This is a genomic window from Pusillimonas minor, from assembly GCF_014237865.1.
GTDB classification, from domain to species: domain Bacteria; phylum Pseudomonadota; class Gammaproteobacteria; order Burkholderiales; family Burkholderiaceae_B; genus Neopusillimonas; species Neopusillimonas minor.
On sequence record NZ_JACJUU010000022.1, the window covers coordinates 1 to 18554 of the forward strand.

Sequence of the window (18554 nt, forward strand, 5' to 3'; positions counted from 1 at the left end):
CCGTGCGTATGGGTTTAGGAATTTTGAAAATTACCGCATGCGGGTCTTGGCCCAGTGCGGTTGGAACGGTGTGATTAACCGTGTCTAGTGAATGCGTATCCCCCGATAATGGGGAAGAGCCATTGCGGGAAAATGGCTCGTGCGGGAAAATTTTTCCACAGGTGGCCCAGCGGGGCTTCCCGAGGAAATCGAGCTAAATCAGGGGTTTATCAGAGTGGTGCCCGGGGCCGGAATTCAAACTCCCTCCTGCGGCACCAGTTTTTCCCTTATAAGTCAAGGGAAATCAAGACCTTGAGAAGTTACCGAGGGTGTTTTCGTGTGGTAATCTTTGGGGTTACCAGACGTGAAGGCCACCTTTGGCATTATCCAAGTGACAGTACCGTACACATATCAGCGCGGGGGAACGATCTACTATCAACGCGGCATCCCCGATGACCTGCAAGACCGCTACGGATCGAAGCGGATCAAGATCAATCTTGAGACATCAGACATACGGGTCGCGGCAAAGCGCGTTGAGGCCATCAATCGTGAGGTTGAGGCTGAATGGGTTCTCCTCAGGGCAAGCCCGGAGTCTTCTCCAAAGGCACTCAAGAAACACGCTGAGGAGCTTCTGAAGAGGTGGGGACTTTCACCCGCACCAACTCCGAATGACCGGGACGCGGTTGACCTTTTCTACGACCATCTAGAACAGAAGCGCGAAGCCTACGCAGCAGGCGATGAGGACTCATATCGAGAAGCACGGGGCGGGGAATACCTGGACCCGGTTGAAATCAAGGCGGCGCAACTTCTCGCAGGCGCTGTTAGGCCGCTCCTCAGTGATGCCCTGGAGCTTTATCTTCAGGTTCACCCGAAGCGCGACGATGAGAAGTTTGTCACGTACACACAACGAGCTTTCAGCACTCTCTCCAGCGCCATCGGAGACAAGGCGATTGATGAGCTTTCCCGAGAGGACGCACATAAATACGTAGCGGCGCAGAGCAAGGGCGGAGCCAAGACCTCGACCATTCGGCGGCGCTTAAACGTGGTGCGGGTTGTAATTGAAACGTGGTTTCGTGAGAAGGACATCAACCGCAAGAACCCGTTTGCACAGGTCCCCATTGCAGCCGAGGGCGCAGACGCTAAGAAGCGCGAGACGTTCACCACCGAGGAGCTTCAGGCACTCATTACCGAGTGCAGAGAAAAGGATGATGATGTCCGTTGGCTTGTCGCCATATTGGCAGATACAGGCGCACGGCTGGCAGAGGTAGCGGGCCTTGCACTTGATGACATCATTCTCGATGGTGATGTCCCCCACATCGTTATAGAGCCCAGGCCCTGGAGGAGTATCAAGAATGCCGATAGTGCCCGCTCAGTGCCACTCGTAGGGTCCGCGTTATGGGCAGCACAGAGGGTTAAGGAAGAGGCCAAGAAGGGGCAGCGTTTCGCGTTCCCAAGATATACCACCGAGGAGGAGACGAAAGCGGTCCACGCATCCGCGACTATTGCGAAGTGGATACGAAGCCTCAAGCTGGACGGCGTGAGCATGGACCATACCGCGCACGAGTTACGGCACACAATGGCTGACCGACTGAGGGACGTTCAGTGTCCCGAAGACATCCGCTTTGCCATCGGCGGATGGGCCTCGAAAGGTATCGGGTCGAAGTACGGCAAGGGATACACGCTGCGGGTTATGCAAGAGTGGCTGAAGGAGGTTGTATGACTGTTATTGGGCCGTGCTGGCTTTGTGATGGTACAGGAAGTGGGGAGAAGGCCCCCGGCCCCAAACGTCTTAAGCGTTGCCCTGTGTGTTGTGGTAGGGGCTACCTGGAGAGTACTGAGGGTCATCCTCCGATGCCTGGGGAGACCATCGAAGACGCTGTAGAGAGAGCTAAAAATCTACGGCGAAAAAATGGGAAACCCCCACTCGACTACTGACTTAGCGCGATTCCCCCCGTGGCCCCCTCAGCGACCGGTTACCAAGGCCGGGAAGATTCTTCCTCAATGGAGCGTAGTGTCTTAAGGAGTTGAAAACGCCTGTCTATAAGCCTGCGGCGCTCCTCGGAAGGTACAGCTATTCCATCGGCGCGTATCCATGTGCGTGAGAGTTCTTCAATCTCATCCGCCTCTTTCCTCATGCTAGTTGCGCTTTCTGAAGTCAGGTAGCCACGGAGATAATTGCCTTTCCTCGCATACCAGATCAATGCGGCAACACAGATGGTAAAACCCAAGTATTTATCGACAGTCAGTCCGATAAATCCGCCCAAGAGCACCACGATGAAAGTGCCGATTCCCGCAGCGTCAGATGCCTTCATGTCTATCTCCGTTTTTGACCCTGGCACATAGTAGCGCAAGTCTCTTTGTTTGGTGTCTAGTTGGAGTACACCCATTCTTGACTGTCAGGAGCGTGGCTATTTCACGTCAGAATAGAGTCTATATCTGATTTTCTTGACACTTGGTTGATAAGGTCTTAGACTTTAACCTGACACTCTTCACCTAGGACTACCGCCATGAGCAACCAACTAGTCGGATACATCCGCGTTAGCACCGTAGACCAGCACACTGATCGCCAGCTTGAGGGGCTGAAGCTGGATGAGGTCTTCACCGATAAGGCCAGTGGCAAGGACACTGACCGCCCAGAGCTAGCAAAAGCCCTCAAACATGTCCGCAAGGGAGACACTCTAGTGGTCCACTCAATGGACCGCCTAGCCCGCAACCTGGATGACCTACGTAAGATCGTGCGGGACCTCACTGACCGAGGGGTCAGAGTCCAATTCATCAAGGAGGGACTGACCTACACCGGGGACGATAGCCCTATGGCAAAGATGCTCCTGTCTATGCTGGGTGCAGTGGCCGAGTTTGAACGGGCACTGATCAAGGAGCGGCAGCGCGAGGGTATCGCTATCGCCAAGACCAAGGGCGTGTACAAGGGCAGGAAGAGAACCCTAAGCCCTGAACAGGTCCAGGAGTTGAAACGGAGAGTGGCTGAGGGGAAACCTAAGGCCACCGTAGCGCGGGACTTCGGGGTCAGCCGGGAGACGCTTTACCAGTACCTAAAAGTGGCCTGATGGCTCTTAGTTGTACATACGATAGAAGGGCCCCTAGCTTTTCTTCCTTGCGCAATAGGAGAGGGCAACCCTTTTTCAGCCGGGTAAGGGGCGCAGCTTCTTCTGTGGACATCAGGATGGAACCCCTGGCTTCTCTTACGCCGACAATAGGATAGAACCCCTTTTCAGTCAGATGCGGGGTCAATCAGGGCCGTACACGCAGAATAGGACCCAGAGGCCATTAGCCCACATTAGGATCAAGCCGCTCCCCAGTTTCTTTTGACGGCTCATGGTTGCACACTAGGACCAAGCCGGTCCCCAGTTTCTTGGCGGCTCATGCCGCTAATGACAGCTAGCTTAAGCCGTCTCAGACGGCCAATGAGGTTCGCGCATGGCCCGACAGAGCGCGCCCGTCTGGTAGCGGGAGTGTTCGCGCTAGTTGTCACCCCAAGACCGTTAGCTTGCAGCGCAAGCCAACATTAAGACGGCCACCCAAGGCGGCTTATGCCGCTGACCCCAGTTGTGCCCTCCGAGAGGGAGCGAGGCCACAACTACGGGGAGCATTCCTTGCAAACCTTGGCGGGAGGTTACCCCGCTACCTGAACCCCGGTCTATGGAGCCACCTCTGTGAGAGGCGGGTGGTCGCCATAGGCTGGGCGGAAGGTCTTGATCTGGATGTTTATCCAGTATTTTGGATGTCCGTTTCTGGGTATCCGTATGCACTGAATTCATCATCTCTGGAAAATCACAATGCCAATAGACACTCAATACAACAAACGACTTCCCCCGACTTCTTCAGACATGCTCCATGTCCGCCTTGAGTTGCCACTTGCGGCAGCGATCAGGGCCACCCAGGAACACCCTAAGCTTCTCATCAAGGGGCACCGCAAGCCTTCCCGCAGCCTCATCGTGAGGCGGGCCGTAGATGTCTACACCCGGAGGATTCGGGCTATGGATGACAAGCAGCTTGAGCGGGAGAACCTGGAACTTCACCGGCTGGCGTAAGGGGGCCTTATGACCGACATATACGGTCTCACTCACCCACACCTCAGGCCACCTCAGGAAGTACCCTTCGATTCTCTTCATGTAGATGAGGCCCGTTTCCAGGTCCGCAACTTGGATGCCTGCGGGTTCATTCAGGCCAAATGCGTATTTCGGCGAGCGTGACCGGCCATTTCGGGTGAACGTGACCGCTTGCGCAGCGTGTGGTGTTGCGCGGTTAAATTCTAATGCAGTCGGTCACGTTGGGTCTGTTTTTTGCTCCTTTTCAGTGGTTTTTGGCTTGATCTGTCGGAGGGAGTCTCCGGTCAGGGTGAAGCGATGATGACGTTGCATCAACCGATCCAGAATGGCGTCGGCGACCGTCGCATCACCGATCCACGCGTGCCAGTGCTCGATCGGCAATTGACTGGTAATGATGGTGGCGCGGTGCGCCGCGCGGTCGTCAATAATTTCAAGCAGATCCGATCGCGTCGTACTGTCCAGATCGCCCATGCCCCAGTCATCCAGAACCAGCACGTCCGTTTTAGCCAGTTGCAGCAGCCATCTGCCGAAGATGCCGCTGCCGTGGCGGATGCGTAGCTCCTCAGACAAGCGAGGTACCCGCTGGTACAAGGCCGAGTAACCACGTCTGCAAGCATACTGCGCTAGTGCGCAGGCCAACCACGACTTGCCTGCCCCTGTGGGCCCGCTGATCAAGATGCTTTGCCCGGTCGTGACCCAATCGTCCAGCGCCACGCTCATCACGACACGCCTGTCCAGTCCACGGGCAGGTCGGGTGTCAATGTCTTCAATGGCAGCCTGGGGGTATTTGAGCTTGGCTTGCTTTAATAGCCGGGCTTGTTTGCGATCGCTGCGATGGTGGGTTTCGCGATCGATCAACAGGGCCAGGCGCTCCTCGAAGCTCATGGCCCCCAAGCCGGGTTGGGCCAGTTGCTCTTCAAGACCTGCGGCCAAGCCATCAAGTTTCAGGGCACGCAGTTGTGCCAGGGTGGTGTGCATCATCATGTCAAGATCCTTATTGATAATAGTTGGGGCCACGAACATGCTCGTGCGCAGGGCTGACCCATTGCGTTGCGCCTGCCGATACGGCCGTGGTTCGATCCTGGTTATTGACCAAGATGTCGCGTACATGCCGATACCGGTAGGCACCTAACTGCAATGCCAAGGTGCATGCAGCTTCCAATCGGTCTTTACCGTAACGTTTGGCCAGTGAGAGCAAGCCCAGGCAGGTGCGGTAACCTTGCTCGGGATGTTTGTTCTGTTCCAGAATACGTGTCACGGTCAGCCCGGTTGCCGGACCAATGTCTTGCGCCCAGTGGATGAGCCGTTGGGGTGTCCATTCCATATGGGCGCGGTGCGCTGCTGGCATATGCGCCGCTACCGTGGTGAAGCCACCGCGTTGGCTGGAACGTAAATGACTGGCCACTCGCTGGCCACGATGCAGAACCTCGACAGTATGTTTTGTGACGCGCGCCTCAACGGTTTGGCCGACCAGCGCCTGCGGAACACTGTAACGATGCCCCTGAACTTCAACGTGGTAATCGATATGCACCTTGACAGTTTTAAAGTGTGCCAGCTCATAAGGTTGCGCCGGCAGCGGCTGCAACGCCGGAGCATCCAATGCAGCGAAGGCACTGGCCCGGCACCCAGGCAATTTCTGGAACGGCCTTTGGTTTAACTGTTCCAGCAGGGGCGAGATGGCCTCATTGACCTGTAGCAAGCTGCTGAATCGCTGGTGACGTAACCGGGCCAGTATCCAGCGCTCAACCACTTGCACGGCCGACTCTACTTTGCTTTTATCTTGCGGATGGTAAGGCCGTGCCGGCAAGATTGAGGTGCCATAGTGACGTGCGAAGTCCTGCACCGTTTCATTGCTGCGTGGCTCATAACGATCCGGGTTGGCAATCAGGGCGCGTGGATTATCAGGCACAATCAGTTGCGGCACCCCGCCCAGGAATTTTAGGGCCCTGCCGGTGGCATCGAGCCAATCGGCCATCGTTTCCCGTTCCGTCGCCCAGGCGAACGTATAGCTGGAAGCGCCCATAGCAGCCACGAAGATATGCGCCCGCCCGCCGTCGGCCACCGCAATCGTTGGCCCGGCATAGTCAATAAACAGCTTCTCGCCTGCACGATGGGTTTGACGCATTGAGCGCTTGAGCTGTTTAACGAAGGCCCTGTAATGGTTACAGAACTGCGTATATCGATAGGTTTGGCGGTCGGCATACTCGGTCTGGTATTCGTCCCACAGCAGCATGAGGGTCACGCCTTTGCGCTGCAACTCCTGATGGATTCGACCGTAGTCTGGCAGCACGTAGTCCGACCGCTTGACCGGCTTGCTCAGCAAACGGTGTTCTAGTTGCGTTTCGTCAAGGTCCCGGATCGACGCCCAGTCCAGCCCCGCCGCGTTGGCCAGACCGGTGTATTTGGCAACGACCCCTTTGGATATGTGCAATGCCGTCGCAATGTGCTCGTGCGACAACCTGGCCTGCAATTTGAGGCGCAGTACATCTTTAATCTTACGCATAGTCATCCTTTGCGCGGGCATTGGCTTCTCCGGGAAAAACCGGCAAGCGTACCCGCTTTAAGTTCGTTCTATGCGCAACACCGTCACGCCGCTGTAGGGTGCCGTCACGGCATCGTGACCGACCATTTCGCTATCGTGACCGCTCGTTTCGGTCAAAGACAAAAATCGGTCACGTTCAGCCGAAATGGGCGGTCACGTTGGAGCGAAACCGTCGGTCACGTTCGGCCGAAATCAGTGGTCACGTTGCTCCGAAATACCCACCAAACTGAAGGAGGCCGAACAGGAGACGCTACGGGAAACTCTTCGGGTCCTTGTTAAGGCTGACATCCCGTTAGACCCTTTCATTGTCTGGAGAGACAGCGAGGGCGTGACGTGGATTATTGATGGTCATCACCGCCACGAGGCATTGACGGCAGCAGGAACGGCACCGGATGCACTGGTCTGGATTCAGGAAGCGAAGGTAGCGACCGAAGCAGAAGCGCGGGCAGTTGCCTTAGACATCAATAAACGGGTCCACTTCAGTTTGCATCCTAAGGAGCTCATTCAGTGCCTCTGGATGGCGATCCTCACCGGGGAAGCACAAGGCAGCGTCAGGGCCAAGGCTCGGAGATATCAAACCAGCATCGGCACTGTACAGAGCATCACGAAGGAAGCCCCCAAGGTCCTGCGAGAGTTGGAACGCAGGGCCGCGCTGGAGGGCCTGCCGATAGATAGAGATTACATCATCACCAATGCCCCCACCTGGAGAGGTTTGAAGAAGTGGTGGAAGGATGTTGAGAAGCCAAAGAGTGCGGATATGCAAGAGAAAGAACGACAGCGGATCACACAGGCCCTTTTAGATGCCCTGAAGCAGGACCTTAAAGCCCAGCCTGAGGTAGTGGCTGAGGTCTTTCAGGAGGTGACCGAGGAAGTCACGGGGAAGATACTTGAGGTGACCTGGAGGAGGCAACCTGAAGAGGACTTCTGAGCCCTCAGGCGTATACAGACAGGGCGTTCAATTTGAACACTTGCCCCACATTCAGCCCGCCACTGAGCGGGTTTTTCTATGCCCATTTGAACCATGAACCTATCAACCACCATCAAGCAAGACTGGGCAGACGCGCCGTTATGGGCTGGTCTGTACCGTGATGCTGGCGTCCGTCAGCCCCCGCATCGTCTTCCCTGCACACCCCGCCTCATGCAGCGCTATCTGAAAAAGGTTGGCGTGAGTGTGGATCAATACCGGGAAATCACCGGGTTTAAGACCCTGAAAGCTTATCAAGAGGCAAACCCTAGCGTTCCCCTCTGGGCATTCATCGGGACGATTTTAGAAGCAACAAGCCCTAGGGAATAACCGATATGACCAGCCTTGAACGACGCATGACTGTCCTATGCACCTTGCGACAAGAATACGAGGACAACATCCCCGATCCATACCGCAGGGAGTGATGCCGGAAGAAGTAGCAGACGCTATTGATGCAGCAGCCGCAGGCATTCCCCAGGCAGCAATCCAAAACGGCATTGCCTCAGGTATCGCCGCAGCAATGGGACAGCTTACGCCTGATGATATCGCCCAGAGCATCGCCAGTAGCACTGGGATGGAACCTAGCGAAGCACAGGGCCGGGTCCAATTTATCGTTGACGCCTATCAGGCTCAGACAGACCACTTCCTGACCAGCAAGATGGGTCTATCCTCGGAAGAGCTTCAGGACTTCTATACATTTGTACGTCAGGCGGATAACCGAGGACACCTCAGGCAGGCCCTTGAGAGCCAACTTCATGGAAACTCTATGGCGGGCTGGCGTCCCTTGGTGGAGCGATACATGAGCAATGTAGCGCCCTCCAGTGCGACCTTGAAGGCCCGAGGATTTGAGACTCAAACGACAGCCGAGGGGGAAACCCTAGTGCGGATTAGTGGGACATGGATGTCTGTGAAGGCCGCAGCCCAGGCAGGCATCTTGTAATCGCCTGTACCGGAGCGTACCGCCACGGCTAAAGGGCGCTATGTAATGAGCGGAAGTGTGTGGTAATCTGCGTGGTAATTTAATCACTACCACACACCACCCTCTAGTATTCATGCGGCTTTGCGGGCCGCTATTGGGTCAGTGGTGCCCGGGGCCGGAATCGAACCGGCACGCCTTGCGGCGGGGGATTTTGAGTCCCCTGCGTCTACCAATTTCACCACCCGGGCATTCGGACTGGGTCGGTGGCTATAAGGGCCACCGGGCAGAAGGGCACGATTATACGCTGAATTTAAATGCTTTGCAGCGGGCCGGCTTAGTACCGCAAATTCAAATACAGCGAAGCCGTGTTTTGGGCGTTGCCGCCGCCGAACTGGCCGCTGTAGTTCAAGCCAATTTGGGTGGATTTGTTTACGTCTACTGCGCCGTTCAAGGCCAGTTGCAGCGCGTTGCGCGCCACCGGGGCGCCCTTAACGCTAAACCTCACATCAGTTGCATTGGCAAAGGCCATATGGCGTGTGGCGGTGGTGTTGCCACGGGTGTGTTGCCAGCTCAGTCCACCGTTAATACGTGCGGTGGTGGTTGGCGTGAGCAGCCATTCGCTATCGGCGCGCAGGCCCAGGTTCAGGGCGCCTTGTTGGTCTGTCGTGGCGCCAGATTGCAGCGCTGCCTGGCCGCCGTTTTCACGCATTGACGACGTTTGCAGTTGGGTCCATCCCAGGCGCGCGTAGGGCTCCAGTACCAGGTTTTGGTTTGCCGCAAAGGCATACCCCAGTTCGGTAAACGCTTGTACCTGGTGGGCGTGGTAGTCGGCCTTTAGGGTCTGGCTACCGCCAACGTCCAGTTGGCGGCGGGTGTTCAGGTCGTGGTAGGTATAGGCGGATGAAGCACGCCAGTTCAGGGTGCTGTTCTCACTGGTTGGCCAGTGTTTTGCGCCGTATAGGGCGGCCGTGTAGCTGTGCGCATCGGCGCGGCTGCGTCGTTCGCCGACGTCGACGCGTGTGTCGTGAGCCCCCAGGGCCGCGCCGGCGTGCCACCCGTTGCGTAGCGCGGTGTCTGCGCCCAGAAAAAGGCCGTTGGCGTAGCTGCGGGTATCGGCCGAGCCATTCGCGCCATTCATGTTACTCCATTGGCGTTGTACCGTAACCCACAGGGGGCGGCGCTGGTCAATGTCGGGACGCGTCAGCACTTGGTTTAACCGTCGGGTTGCAGACGCCGTCCATAACTGGCTTTGGCTGAATAGGCTAGACGCAACGCTGGCGTGAATTTCGCCGCTCAGGGCGTCCATGAGCCCAGGCAAGGTTCTGGCGGTGGCATTCAAGACGTCGTCGTACACGCTCGACAGCGCGGTTGGCGGGTTGGCCGAGAAAGGGTCGAGCGCGGCGGCAACGTTGCGCTGGTTGGCGGTGTGGGTATACGCGGCAAAGGCTTGCGCGTTGCGGGCCACCGACAGCGAAATGCCCGTTCCCGAAACACTAAGGCTTGGGCTTAGAAAGAGCAAAGAGGTGTCGATTTGCGCAAAGTTGCCTGTTAAACCACCGCCGCCGGCCACCGACAAAAAGTTGTAGTTCACGCCTTGGCGAAATGGCCCGCCGCGCAATGCCAGTGTGCCGTCCAGTGCGGCGTTGCCTTCTACAACCAGTTGGTCAAAGCCGTTATTGCCGTCAACTTCAATTTCTAGCACCGACGTTGCCGTTTGGGTGTAGTCGCCTTTTACGGTCAGGGTGCCAACAGAGTTACCGGGGGCGACGGTGCCTTCGTTGACCAATATGCCGACATTGCCGCGGCCACCCAAAATGCCGTTAAGTTTGACGGTGGTGGTGCTACCTATCGCCAGGTCACCATTCACCACCATTTTGCCGCCGTTAACCGTGTTATTAGCCGAGTTCAATTGGCCGCCGCGGTCTACGGTCAGGTTGCCGCCATTAACAATGGTGTCGCCCGTGTTGTTGGTGCCGGCAACAACAAGGGTGCCGCCTTCAACGGTTGTGGTGCCCGTATAGCTGTTGGTGCCCGCCAGGGTCAGCGTGCCTGCGCCGCGTTTAATCAGCGACCCGGCGCCCAGCCCTTCGCCCGACAGGTCCCCAATATTGTTAGAAAACGTGGCGTTGTACCCTTGGGTGTTCACATCAAATACCGATACAAACGCTGCCGGGCCCAGTACGGCCTTGCCGACGTTTAACAAGCCCCAGCCGAAGGTGTCGTCGTATCGGTGGCTGTCTGATGGGGTCAGGTCGGTTGCGGTGGTGAGCAGGGTTTGCTGCAACTGGTAGGCGTTAAAAAACGGGAAGGCCTCTTTGACAAGGGCGGCTGCGCCGGTTGCGTGTGGCGCAGCCATCGAGGTGCCGGGCAGGGGGATGTACAGCCCGTTGTTGTTAACAGACCAGATGCCTTCCCAGGTGTCTGAGTCGTTGGCGTCGGGGGTAGACCGGCTGCCCGGTGCGGCCAGGCACCATGCCTTGGCATCGCCGCATTTGTTGGCATAGGCGGCTAAAGCGGGGCTATCGAAGTCTATATCTACATTGACGGCGGTGACCGCCAGCCAGTTGGGGGTTAGCTCGGGGTACAACACAGGCATGCCGGCCAGTATGTCGGGGTGCGGCTGGGCTTCGTTGCCGGTGGCAAATACCATGAGCGTGCCGGCGTCTTGTAGCCGGTGCAGCGCCAAAATCGTTTCGCCAAACAGTTCGTCGGCCTTGAAGTTACCGGAGTACCCGGCGTTGGTGCTTAAGCCAAAATCTTTAACGTTGCAGGGCTCGGTTGCCGTGCCAGGCGCGCCAAGCGCGCAATCGTTCAGCCCCACGCTATTGTTAATAACGGTCAGCCCCTGGCGCGCCATGTAGTTCCAGGCTTTGCCAAACACAAGGTCAACCGCCTGGGCTTTTTCAAAAAATGTAGGCCCGCTGCCCATGTCGAAATCGTCGACGCCGTCGTCATCGTCGTCATCGTCGTCAGCCCCGTAACGGGTAGAAAAAATCTTTGCGTTGAACGCCACGCCGTGCATGCCCACCCCGTCGCGCCGGGCAGCCATAATGCCGCTCACGTGCGAGCCGTGCCCATCGGTGTCAATGCCGTTGGCTTGGCTGACGGGCTGGCTAAGCATGAAGTCGTAGCCACCGACAATTTGCCCGGCAAACTCTGGGTGCCACGGCACAATGCCCGAGTCGACCACGCCAATGGTTACGCCGCGCCCGGTATAGCCCAAACGGTAGGCATCGCCGGCTTTAATCAGGTCCAGCCCGGTTTGGTTGCGATATTCTTGTGTGTCGTAGTTTTGGGTGTGCCCCGCAGAATGAAATGCGGTAACAACGGCTAGCAGGGAAACGGTGAGCAGACGGTGCATAACATGACGCCAGGTAACGCAAACTGGCAAGACCTTAGCACTATTCAATGAAAATCGCCCGGTATTAATGCCGTATTGGCCTGGCTGACGTGTACGTTTTGTTACGTGGCAATAATCCGGGCCCTTGAAATCTTCCAGTCGGCCCCCACCTATCAGCAGTTCGCCGCCTGTGGCGGCCGTTACCGTTTTTAACCGCATTTATGGAGTGCGCTGACATGAGCCAATCCGAAACCGCAATGGCCTCTGAAACCCTGGGTTTCCAGGCCGAAGTCAAACAGTTGCTGCACCTGATGATTCATTCGTTGTACAGCAATAAAGAAATTTTCTTGCGCGAACTGGTGTCGAATGCGTCAGACGCCTGCGACAAGTTGCGTTTCGAAGCCATCGACAAACCCGAGCTGATGCAGGGTGATGCCGATTTGCGCATCCGTGTTGAATACGATGCCGATAAGCGCACTATTACGATTTCAGACAACGGTATTGGTTTGTCGCGTGACGAAGCCATTGCCAATTTGGGCACCATTGCACGTTCTGGTACCAAAGAATTCTTTTCTCAACTGACAGGCGACAAGCAAAAAGACGCGCATCTTATTGGTCAGTTTGGTGTGGGCTTTTATTCGTCGTTTATCGTGGCCGACAAGGTGTCGGTGCTAAGCCGCCGTGCCGGCGCCGACGCAACCGAAGCTGTGCTGTGGGAATCTGACGGCCAGGGCGAGTTTTCCATCATGACGGTCGAGAAGGCGGACCGGGGTACCGCCGTAACCCTGCATTTGCGTGCCGAAGAAGACGACTTTTTGAGCGGCTGGAAACTGCGCGAAATTTTGCGTCGTTATTCCGACCATATTTCGTTGCCCGTGCAGATGCTGAAAGAAGAGTGGGACAGCGAAGCGTCAAAGCAGGTCAAGACGACTGAATGGGAAACCGTTAACCAGGCCAATGCGTTGTGGACACGCGCCAAGTCTGACGTGACCGACGAGCAGTACAAAGAATTCTACAAACACGTTTCACACGACTTCGAAGACCCGCTGGCCTGGACCCATAACCGGGTAGAAGGCCGCAGCGAATACACCCAACTGCTGTACGTGCCCAAGCGGGCGCCGTTCGACCTGTGGGACCGCGATGCCCGTCGTGGCGTCAAGCTGTACGTCAAGCGCGTGTTCATTATGGACGACGCCGAACAGCTGTTGCCGGCTTATTTGCGCTTTGTGCGTGGCGTGATTGATTCGGCCGATCTGCCGCTGAACGTCTCGCGCGAAATCTTGCAAGAAAGCCGCGACGTTCGCGCCATTCGCGAGGGTTCGACCAAACGCATTTTGTCGGTGCTTGAAGATATGGCCGAGAACAATGCCGAGCAATACGCCGAGTTCTGGGGCCAGTTTGGCCAGGTGCTTAAAGAAGGGATGGGCGAAGACGCGGCCAACAAAGAGCGCATCGCCAAGTTGCTGCGCTTTGCCTCTACCCAGGCCAACAGCGCTACCCAAAGCGTGTCGCTGGCCGATTACGTGTCTCGCATGAAAGAGGGCCAGGACAAGATTTACTACGTCACGGGTGAATCTTATGCGGCGGCCAGCAACAGCCCGCACCTCGAGATCTTCCGCAAGAAGGGGCTGGAAGTCTTGCTGCTGTCTGATCGCGTCGACGAGTGGATGCTGTCCTTCATGCAAGATTTTGAAGGCAAGTCGCTGGTGTCGATTGCCAAGGGTGGGCTCGACCTTGACGCATTGGCCGACGAAGACGAGAAAAAGCGCCAGGAAGAAGTCGCCGAAAACTTCAAGCCACTGGTAGAGCGTCTGAAAGCGTCTTTGGACGACAAGGTCAAAGATGTGCGCGTCACCGTTCGTCTAGTCGATTCGCCATCATGTGTGGTCGTCGATGCCAACGAATTAAGCCCGCACCTGTTGCGTATGCTTCAGGCGGCCGGCCAGGCAGCGCCCGAGGTCAAGCCTATTCTTGAAATCAACCCCGAGCACCCGCTGATTGCTCGTGTGCAAGATGCCAACGACGCTGATTTTGCCGAATGGGCGTTGCTGCTGCTCGACCAGGCCATGTTGGCCGAAGGCGCGCAACTGAAAGACTCGGCCTCTTTTGTGAAGCGGCTGAACAAGCTGTTGCTGCAAAGCGCGTAATCGTTAACGGTTGTCGCGTATAAGGCAAAGGCACGCATACGCGTGCCTTTGCCTTTTTGCTTAAGTGTTGGCGGTTGCGCTGGTTTGCGGCAATGGCTTAATCGTGTATTACTTCTGTGGTGGTAGCTGTCGTAACAGCCAGCGAGCTTCGCGGCCATAGCGGCGCCAGTTAAAGTGAGGCCCCGGGTCGGTTTTCCGGCCCGGCGCAATGTGTTCGTGGCCACGTACGGCCGTTAAGGTGTGCCGTGCTTGCAGTACAGTCGTCAGCCGTTTTAAGGCGTGGTATTGCTCGTCGGTAAACGGTTGGGTGTCGGTGCCTTCCAGCTCTATACCAATCGAAAAGTCGTTGCAGTTGTCGCGCTGGTTAAAGCGCGACACCCCGGCATGCCAGGCGCGATGCAGGGTCGATACAAACTGCACCACATCGCCGTTGCGGCGAATTAAAAAATGGGCCGACACCTTCACCCCCCGGATATTTTCAAACCAGGGGTGGCTGTTGCAGTCGAGCTTGTTTTGAAAAAAGTCGCAAATGGCGTTACCGCCAAACTGGCCTGGCGGCAGGCTGATGTTATGCAGCACCAGTAGCGTGGGCTCGACCCCTTTCGGGCGTCTGTCGAAATTGGGCGAGGGCAGGCGCTGTACCTTGCCGTGCGGTTTAAGCCAGCCTTGTCTGTCGAGCATCAGCCCGATCATTGGCGTACTCCAAGCTTGGCGTGTTCGGTGCTGCACCAGGTATCGCCGCCAGAAAGCACAGCTTCAGAGCGGGGCATATGTATGCCGCAGTGGGCGCACCGCACCATAGATTCGGGGTTTGCAGTGTTGCCGGCAACCGATTTACCGCCGTTTTTTTTGCGCGCTGCAGTGGCTGTTTCGCCATTATCGGCGGCGTTTTTATTGCGGTTGTGTATGGCCAGCAGCCGCACGGCTACCAGCGCCACAATAACAACAATAATCCAGAAAAGCAGTTTTCCCACGTTAGCCCCGTTGAAGAATGACGTCGATGACGAACCGGCTGCCCGTGTAGGCCAGCAACACAAATGCAAAGCCGGTAAGTGTCCAGCGCAAGGCCAGCCGCCCGCGCCAACCGCGTACGTAGCGGCCGGTAAGCAGTACGGCAAAGGTAAGCCACGACAGCAGCGTAAAAATGGTTTTGTGGTCTACCGGAAACACCGGGCCGGCGAGGTTAAGCGACACCAGCGAGCCGGTAATAAGGGTAAGGGTCAGGGCAATGAAGCTGATCCAGATCAGGCGGAACAGCAGGCGCTCTTGTACCAGCAGCGGGGGCATGACGTCGAGCGCATGGGTAAACCAAGGTGCGTGTTGCGATTGTTCGGCCGGGCGGTGCAGGTAGCGGTCTAGCGCGGCCATTAAAATGCTTTGTAGGGCAGCGACAGTGACCAGGCCATAGGCCATAAGTGCAATGAGCAGGTGAAGCCGCAGAAGTTCGTTGTGGGCGTGTGCAACCAGGTGCCCCGTGGGGAAGAGGGCGGCCAGTGCGCTGACCAGTGCGCTGCCGGGGAGTAAAATAAGCAGCAAGCCGTTAAGACTGAGCACCAGGCTTTCAAGCCAGAAAATCAGCATGCCCAGCCATATGGCGGCCGATAGCGCCAGCGCCCAGCCCAAGTAAAGCCCGGTGGCCGGCAATACGGCTTGGTAAAGCGCAACGCCGTGCAGTACCAGTGCGCCCAGCAGGCAACTTTTGGCGGCTGCGCTGGTGTTGGTAGGTATCCGGCCGTGCCGCAGGGGGCGCCAAACCAATAGGGCTAAAGCGGCGTAGGCCAGTGCGGCCAAGGTGTGAAATACAATGCCTTCAGACATACATCCTGCGTTGTTCGTTGATGGCCTGGGGCATAATGCCCTAAAGCCATCATTTTAGACGGTATCCCACGATACTAAACCAGTTTCAGCGAATCCATCGTCATGCTAGAAAATCTTACCCAGCGTCTTTCCCGTGTTGTTAAAACCATCAAGGGCGAAGCGCGTTTAACCGAAGCCAACACGCAAGATATGCTGCGCGAAGTGCGCATGGCCTTGCTCGAGGCCGACGTTGCTCTGCCTGTGGTGCGCGATTTCATCGCCCGCGTCAAAGAACAGGCGCTGGGCACCGAGGTAGCCGACAGCCTTAACCCAGGGCAGGCCCTGGTCGGGGTAGTGCATAAAGAACTCACCGGGTTAATGGGCGGGTCCGATGGCGAATTCGCCAGCGAGTTATCGCTGGCTACCCAACCGCCCGCTGTCATTCTTATGGCCGGTTTGCAGGGTGCGGGTAAAACAACCACCACGGGTAAGTTGGCCAAATGGTTGTCCGAAGGCGGGCATACGGCCAAGGGTAAAAAATCGGGCAAAAAGAAAACGCTGGTTGTCAGTGCCGACGTCTATCGTCCCGCGGCTATCGATCAGCTGAAAACCGTGGCCGCCCAGGTCGGGGTCGACTTTTTCCCGTCCGATGGTTCGCAAAAGCCCGAAGACATTGCGCGTGCTGCGCTCGATCACGCCAAGCGTCATTATTACGACATACTTATTGTTGATACGGCCGGTCGCCTGGGTATCGACGAAGACATGATGCGCGAAATTCGCGCGCTCTACGATTTGCTCAACCCCATCGAAACCCTGTTTGTGGTCGACGCCATGCAGGGGCAAGATGCAGTCAATGTAGCCAAGGCGTTTGGCGATGCGCTGCCACTTACCGGGGTAGTGCTCACCAAGCTCGACGGCGACGCTCGTGGCGGTGCGGCGTTGTCGGTACGCCATGTTACCGGCAAGCCGCTCAAGTTTGTCGGGGTGTCCGAAAAGCTCGACGGCCTCGAGCCGTTCCATCCCGAACGCATGGCCCAACGTGTGCTGGGCATGGGCGACATCGTTTCGCTGGTCGAGCAAGCACAAAAAAATATCGATATTGCCGAAGCCCAGAAGCTGGCCACCAAACTTAAGTCGGGCGACAAATTCGATCTGAACGATTTTCGCGACCAACTGCAGCAGGTCAAGAAAATGGGCGATATGGGCTCAATGCTCGAAAAGCTGCCCGCCCAATTTGCACAGGCGGCCAGCCAGTTGCAAAGCGGTCAGGCCGAAAAGCAATTGCGTCGTACCGAGGGTATTCTTAATTCGATGACGCCGGCCGAACGCGCCAAGCCCGAATTGCTCAAGGCATCGCGCAAGCGCCGCATTGCAGCCGGTTCGGGCGTGTCGGTGCAAGAGGTGAACCGGCTGCTGGCCCAGTTCGACCAAATGCAAGGCATGATGAAGCAAATGAAGAAGGGCGGCATGGCCAAAATGATGCGGGCCATGGGCGGCCTTAAGGGCCTGGGCAAGGGCGGGGGCGGTTTCCCGTTCCGTTAAGGTCAAGCCCGCGCCAGCGGGGTAGACCGGGGCGGTAGTTAGCCGCCGCCTACAGCCACCACAATTTCAATTTCATCACCCTCGGCCAGCGCTTGCTGGCCGTGTTGGCTTTTGGGCACGATGTCGCCGTTGCGTTCTACAGCAATGCGCTTGCCTTCGTAGCCCAGATAACGAATCAGGTCGGCCACAGTCGCCACCTGGTCCAGCGCTTTGGGCTGGCCGTTCAGTGTGATGTTCATGACGGTTTACGTGTAAAGATCAAGTCCCAGACGCCGTGACCCAAACGCAGGCCACGGGTTTCGAATTTGGTTTGCGGGCGGTAGTCGGGCCGGGGCGCGTAGTCTGTGCACGTGTTTTGCAGCAAGGGCTCGCCGCTCAAGACCTCTAGCATTTGCTCGGCGTAGTTTTCCCAGTCGGTGGCGCAGTGAAAGTAGCCACCCGGCGCAATGCGGCTGGCCAGCAGATGTACAAACGGCGGCTGAAGCAAGCGGCGTTTATGGTGCCGTTTTTTTGGCCATGGGTCGGGGAAGTAAACATGCACCCCGGCCAGGCTGTCGGGGGCGATCATGTCGCGTACGACCTCGACGGCATCGTGCTGAATAATGCGAATATTTTGCAGCCCATTTTCATCGATGCGTTTTAATAGCGCGCCAACCCCGGCGTTAAAAACTTCAACGCCCAGAAAGTTGTCATCGGGCCGTGCCGCTGCAATTTTGGCGGTGGTCTCGCCCATGCCAAAGCCAATTTCTAAAATAACGGGCCCGGGCCGCCCAAACGTCTGTTCGACGTTTAAAAGCGCGTTTTTATAGGGCAATGACCATTTCGGCATCAGCACATCAATTGCGGCTTGTTGGCTGGGCGTAATGTGACTGCGGCGATGCACAAAGCTTCGGATGTGGCCGGTGCGCAGCGCTTCGGTATCGGCGCCGTCGGTAGCTGGGCTTGGGGGGATGTCGGACATGAGGTTGGAATTAGGCGTGCTGGTCATGCGCGCCATTATACTTGGCGCTATAATGCGTGCGCCGCGGGTGTAGTTTAATGGTAAAACTGAAGCTTCCCAAGCTTCCGTCGTGGGTTCGATTCCCATCACCCGCTCCAGAATTTTCCGAAGCCGTCTGTGGTTTCACGCAAAAAAGCGGCTCTTCCCCATTATCGGGGGATACGCATTCACTAGACACGGTTAATCACACCGTTCCAACCGCACTGGGCCAAGACCCGCATGCGGTAATTTTCAAAATTCCTAAACCCATACGCACG

General features: G+C 56.9%; 16 protein-coding genes and 2 tRNA genes. 7 read left to right on the forward strand and 11 right to left on the reverse strand.

Annotated features, from left to right (window positions below; genetic code table 11):
* Positions 1-343 precede the first annotated feature (343 nt).
* Complete coding sequence (locus GTU67_RS14565) at positions 344-1699, forward strand: DUF6538 domain-containing protein (protein ID WP_185780737.1); 1356 nt, start codon at positions 344-346, stop codon at positions 1697-1699.
* A 253-nt stretch (positions 1700-1952) separates the two neighbouring features.
* On the opposite strand, the gene GTU67_RS14570 is transcribed toward GTU67_RS14565, so the two are convergent.
* Positions 1953-2291 carry a hypothetical protein gene (locus GTU67_RS14570; RefSeq protein ID WP_185780738.1) on the reverse strand — a complete coding sequence of 113 codons (339 nt, stop codon included), beginning with the start codon at positions 2289-2291 and terminating at the stop codon, positions 1953-1955.
* A 195-nt stretch (positions 2292-2486) separates the two neighbouring features.
* On the opposite strand from GTU67_RS14570, the gene GTU67_RS14575 reads away from it, so the two are divergent.
* A complete protein-coding gene (locus tag GTU67_RS14575) occupies positions 2487-3044 on the forward strand; it encodes a recombinase family protein (protein WP_185780739.1) in 558 nt (185 codons plus the stop codon).
* Positions 3045-3818: 774 nt separating this feature from the next.
* Here the strand turns inward: GTU67_RS14575 and GTU67_RS14580 are convergent.
* The 3 genes from GTU67_RS14580 to istA form a co-directional block, all read right to left on the reverse strand.
* Positions 3819-4109, reverse strand: coding sequence for a hypothetical protein (locus tag GTU67_RS14580; RefSeq protein WP_185780740.1), 291 nt, complete (start codon positions 4107-4109; stop codon positions 3819-3821).
* A 153-nt stretch (positions 4110-4262) separates the two neighbouring features.
* Positions 4263-5030: an IS21-like element helper ATPase IstB gene (istB, locus tag GTU67_RS14585; RefSeq protein ID WP_185780741.1), complete on the reverse strand. Its 768-nt coding sequence runs from the start codon at positions 5028-5030 to the stop codon at positions 4263-4265.
* Positions 5031-5040: 10 nt separating this feature from the next.
* On the reverse strand, positions 5041-6570 hold the full coding sequence (gene istA, locus GTU67_RS14590) for an IS21 family transposase (protein WP_093971911.1): 1530 nt from the start codon (positions 6568-6570) through the stop codon (positions 5041-5043).
* Between the two features lie 163 nt (positions 6571-6733).
* On the opposite strand from istA, the gene GTU67_RS14595 reads away from it, so the two are divergent.
* Together GTU67_RS14595 and GTU67_RS14600 are read left to right on the forward strand one after the other, a co-directional pair.
* Positions 6734-7516, forward strand: a complete 783-nt coding sequence (locus GTU67_RS14595; RefSeq protein WP_185780742.1) for a hypothetical protein — start codon at positions 6734-6736, stop codon at positions 7514-7516.
* Positions 7517-7976: 460 nt separating this feature from the next.
* A complete protein-coding gene (locus GTU67_RS14600; protein ID WP_185780743.1) occupies positions 7977-8492 on the forward strand; it encodes a hypothetical protein in 516 nt (171 codons plus the stop codon).
* A 142-nt stretch (positions 8493-8634) separates the two neighbouring features.
* Here GTU67_RS14600 and GTU67_RS14605 read toward each other — a convergent pair.
* Together GTU67_RS14605 and GTU67_RS14610 are read right to left on the reverse strand one after the other, a co-directional pair.
* Positions 8635-8719, reverse strand: a tRNA-Leu gene (locus GTU67_RS14605).
* 86 nt (positions 8720-8805) lie between these two features.
* Positions 8806-11832 carry an autotransporter domain-containing protein gene (locus GTU67_RS14610; protein WP_185780744.1) on the reverse strand — a complete coding sequence of 1009 codons (3027 nt, stop codon included), beginning with the start codon at positions 11830-11832 and terminating at the stop codon, positions 8806-8808.
* A gap of 215 nt (positions 11833-12047) precedes the next feature.
* Between GTU67_RS14610 and htpG the strand changes: the two genes are divergently transcribed.
* Positions 12048-13958 carry a molecular chaperone HtpG gene (gene htpG / locus GTU67_RS14615; protein WP_185780745.1) on the forward strand — a complete coding sequence of 637 codons (1911 nt, stop codon included), beginning with the start codon at positions 12048-12050 and terminating at the stop codon, positions 13956-13958.
* Between the two features lie 108 nt (positions 13959-14066).
* Here htpG and ampD read toward each other — a convergent pair whose 3' ends face one another.
* Genes ampD through GTU67_RS14630 form a run of 3 tightly spaced genes read right to left on the reverse strand, consistent with a single transcriptional unit; the run spans position 14067 to position 15776 of the window.
* Entirely contained in the window at positions 14067-14651 is a 585-nt protein-coding gene (gene ampD, locus GTU67_RS14620; protein WP_221893402.1) for a 1,6-anhydro-N-acetylmuramyl-L-alanine amidase AmpD, read from the reverse strand.
* Entirely contained in the window at positions 14648-14932 is a 285-nt protein-coding gene (locus GTU67_RS14625) for a PP0621 family protein (RefSeq protein ID WP_185780746.1), read from the reverse strand. The genes ampD and GTU67_RS14625 overlap by 4 nt, the downstream gene beginning before the upstream one ends.
* 1 nt (position 14933) lies before the next feature.
* On the reverse strand, positions 14934-15776 hold the full coding sequence (locus tag GTU67_RS14630; RefSeq protein WP_185780747.1) for a cytochrome C assembly family protein: 843 nt from the start codon (positions 15774-15776) through the stop codon (positions 14934-14936).
* 102 nt (positions 15777-15878) lie between these two features.
* Here GTU67_RS14630 and ffh point away from each other — a divergent pair, with 102 nt between their 5' ends.
* Positions 15879-17297 (forward strand): signal recognition particle protein, encoded by a 1419-nt coding sequence (gene ffh / locus GTU67_RS14635; RefSeq protein ID WP_185780748.1) that lies wholly within the window; start codon positions 15879-15881, stop codon positions 17295-17297.
* Between the two features lie 38 nt (positions 17298-17335).
* Here the strand turns inward: ffh and thiS are convergent, their stop codons facing one another.
* Together thiS and trmB are read right to left on the reverse strand one after the other, a co-directional pair.
* Positions 17336-17536 carry a sulfur carrier protein ThiS gene (thiS, locus tag GTU67_RS14640; protein WP_093969678.1) on the reverse strand — a complete coding sequence of 67 codons (201 nt, stop codon included), beginning with the start codon at positions 17534-17536 and terminating at the stop codon, positions 17336-17338.
* A complete protein-coding gene (trmB, locus tag GTU67_RS14645) occupies positions 17533-18285 on the reverse strand; it encodes a tRNA (guanosine(46)-N7)-methyltransferase TrmB (RefSeq protein WP_430459021.1) in 753 nt (250 codons plus the stop codon). Before trmB ends, thiS begins: the two co-directional genes overlap by 4 nt.
* Positions 18286-18321: 36 nt before the next feature.
* Between trmB and GTU67_RS14650 the strand changes: the two genes are divergently transcribed.
* Positions 18322-18395 (forward strand) — tRNA-Gly (locus tag GTU67_RS14650).
* Positions 18396-18554: the final 159 nt, after the last annotated feature.

Bases quoted from the DNA above. Each gene is read 5' to 3' on its own strand.
- GTU67_RS14595 (WP_185780742.1), top strand. From the start codon at position 6,734: ATGGGCGGTCACGTTGGAGCGAAACCGTCGGTCACGTTCGGCCGAAAT.
- GTU67_RS14600 (WP_185780743.1), top strand. From the start codon at position 7,977: ATGCCGGAAGAAGTAGCAGACGCTATTGATGCAGCAGCCGCAGGCATT.
- GTU67_RS14570 (WP_185780738.1), bottom strand. From the start codon at position 2,291: ATGAAGGCATCTGACGCTGCGGGAATCGGCACTTTCATCGTGGTGCTC.
- thiS (WP_093969678.1), bottom strand. From the start codon at position 17,536: ATGAACATCACACTGAACGGCCAGCCCAAAGCGCTGGACCAGGTGGCG.
- GTU67_RS14630 (WP_185780747.1), bottom strand. From the start codon at position 15,776: ATGTCTGAAGGCATTGTATTTCACACCTTGGCCGCACTGGCCTACGCC.
- ffh (WP_185780748.1), top strand. From the start codon at position 15,879: ATGCTAGAAAATCTTACCCAGCGTCTTTCCCGTGTTGTTAAAACCATC.
- GTU67_RS14580 (WP_185780740.1), bottom strand. From the start codon at position 4,109: ATGAAGAGAATCGAAGGGTACTTCCTGAGGTGGCCTGAGGTGTGGGTG.
- GTU67_RS14575 (WP_185780739.1), top strand. From the start codon at position 2,487: ATGAGCAACCAACTAGTCGGATACATCCGCGTTAGCACCGTAGACCAG.
- htpG (WP_185780745.1), top strand. From the start codon at position 12,048: ATGAGCCAATCCGAAACCGCAATGGCCTCTGAAACCCTGGGTTTCCAG.
- GTU67_RS14610 (WP_185780744.1), bottom strand. From the start codon at position 11,832: ATGCACCGTCTGCTCACCGTTTCCCTGCTAGCCGTTGTTACCGCATTT.
- trmB (WP_430459021.1), bottom strand. From the start codon at position 18,285: ATGACCAGCACGCCTAATTCCAACCTCATGTCCGACATCCCCCCAAGC.
- istA (WP_093971911.1), bottom strand. From the start codon at position 6,570: ATGCCCGCGCAAAGGATGACTATGCGTAAGATTAAAGATGTACTGCGC.
- istB (WP_185780741.1), bottom strand. From the start codon at position 5,030: ATGATGATGCACACCACCCTGGCACAACTGCGTGCCCTGAAACTTGAT.
- ampD (WP_221893402.1), bottom strand. From the start codon at position 14,651: ATGATCGGGCTGATGCTCGACAGACAAGGCTGGCTTAAACCGCACGGC.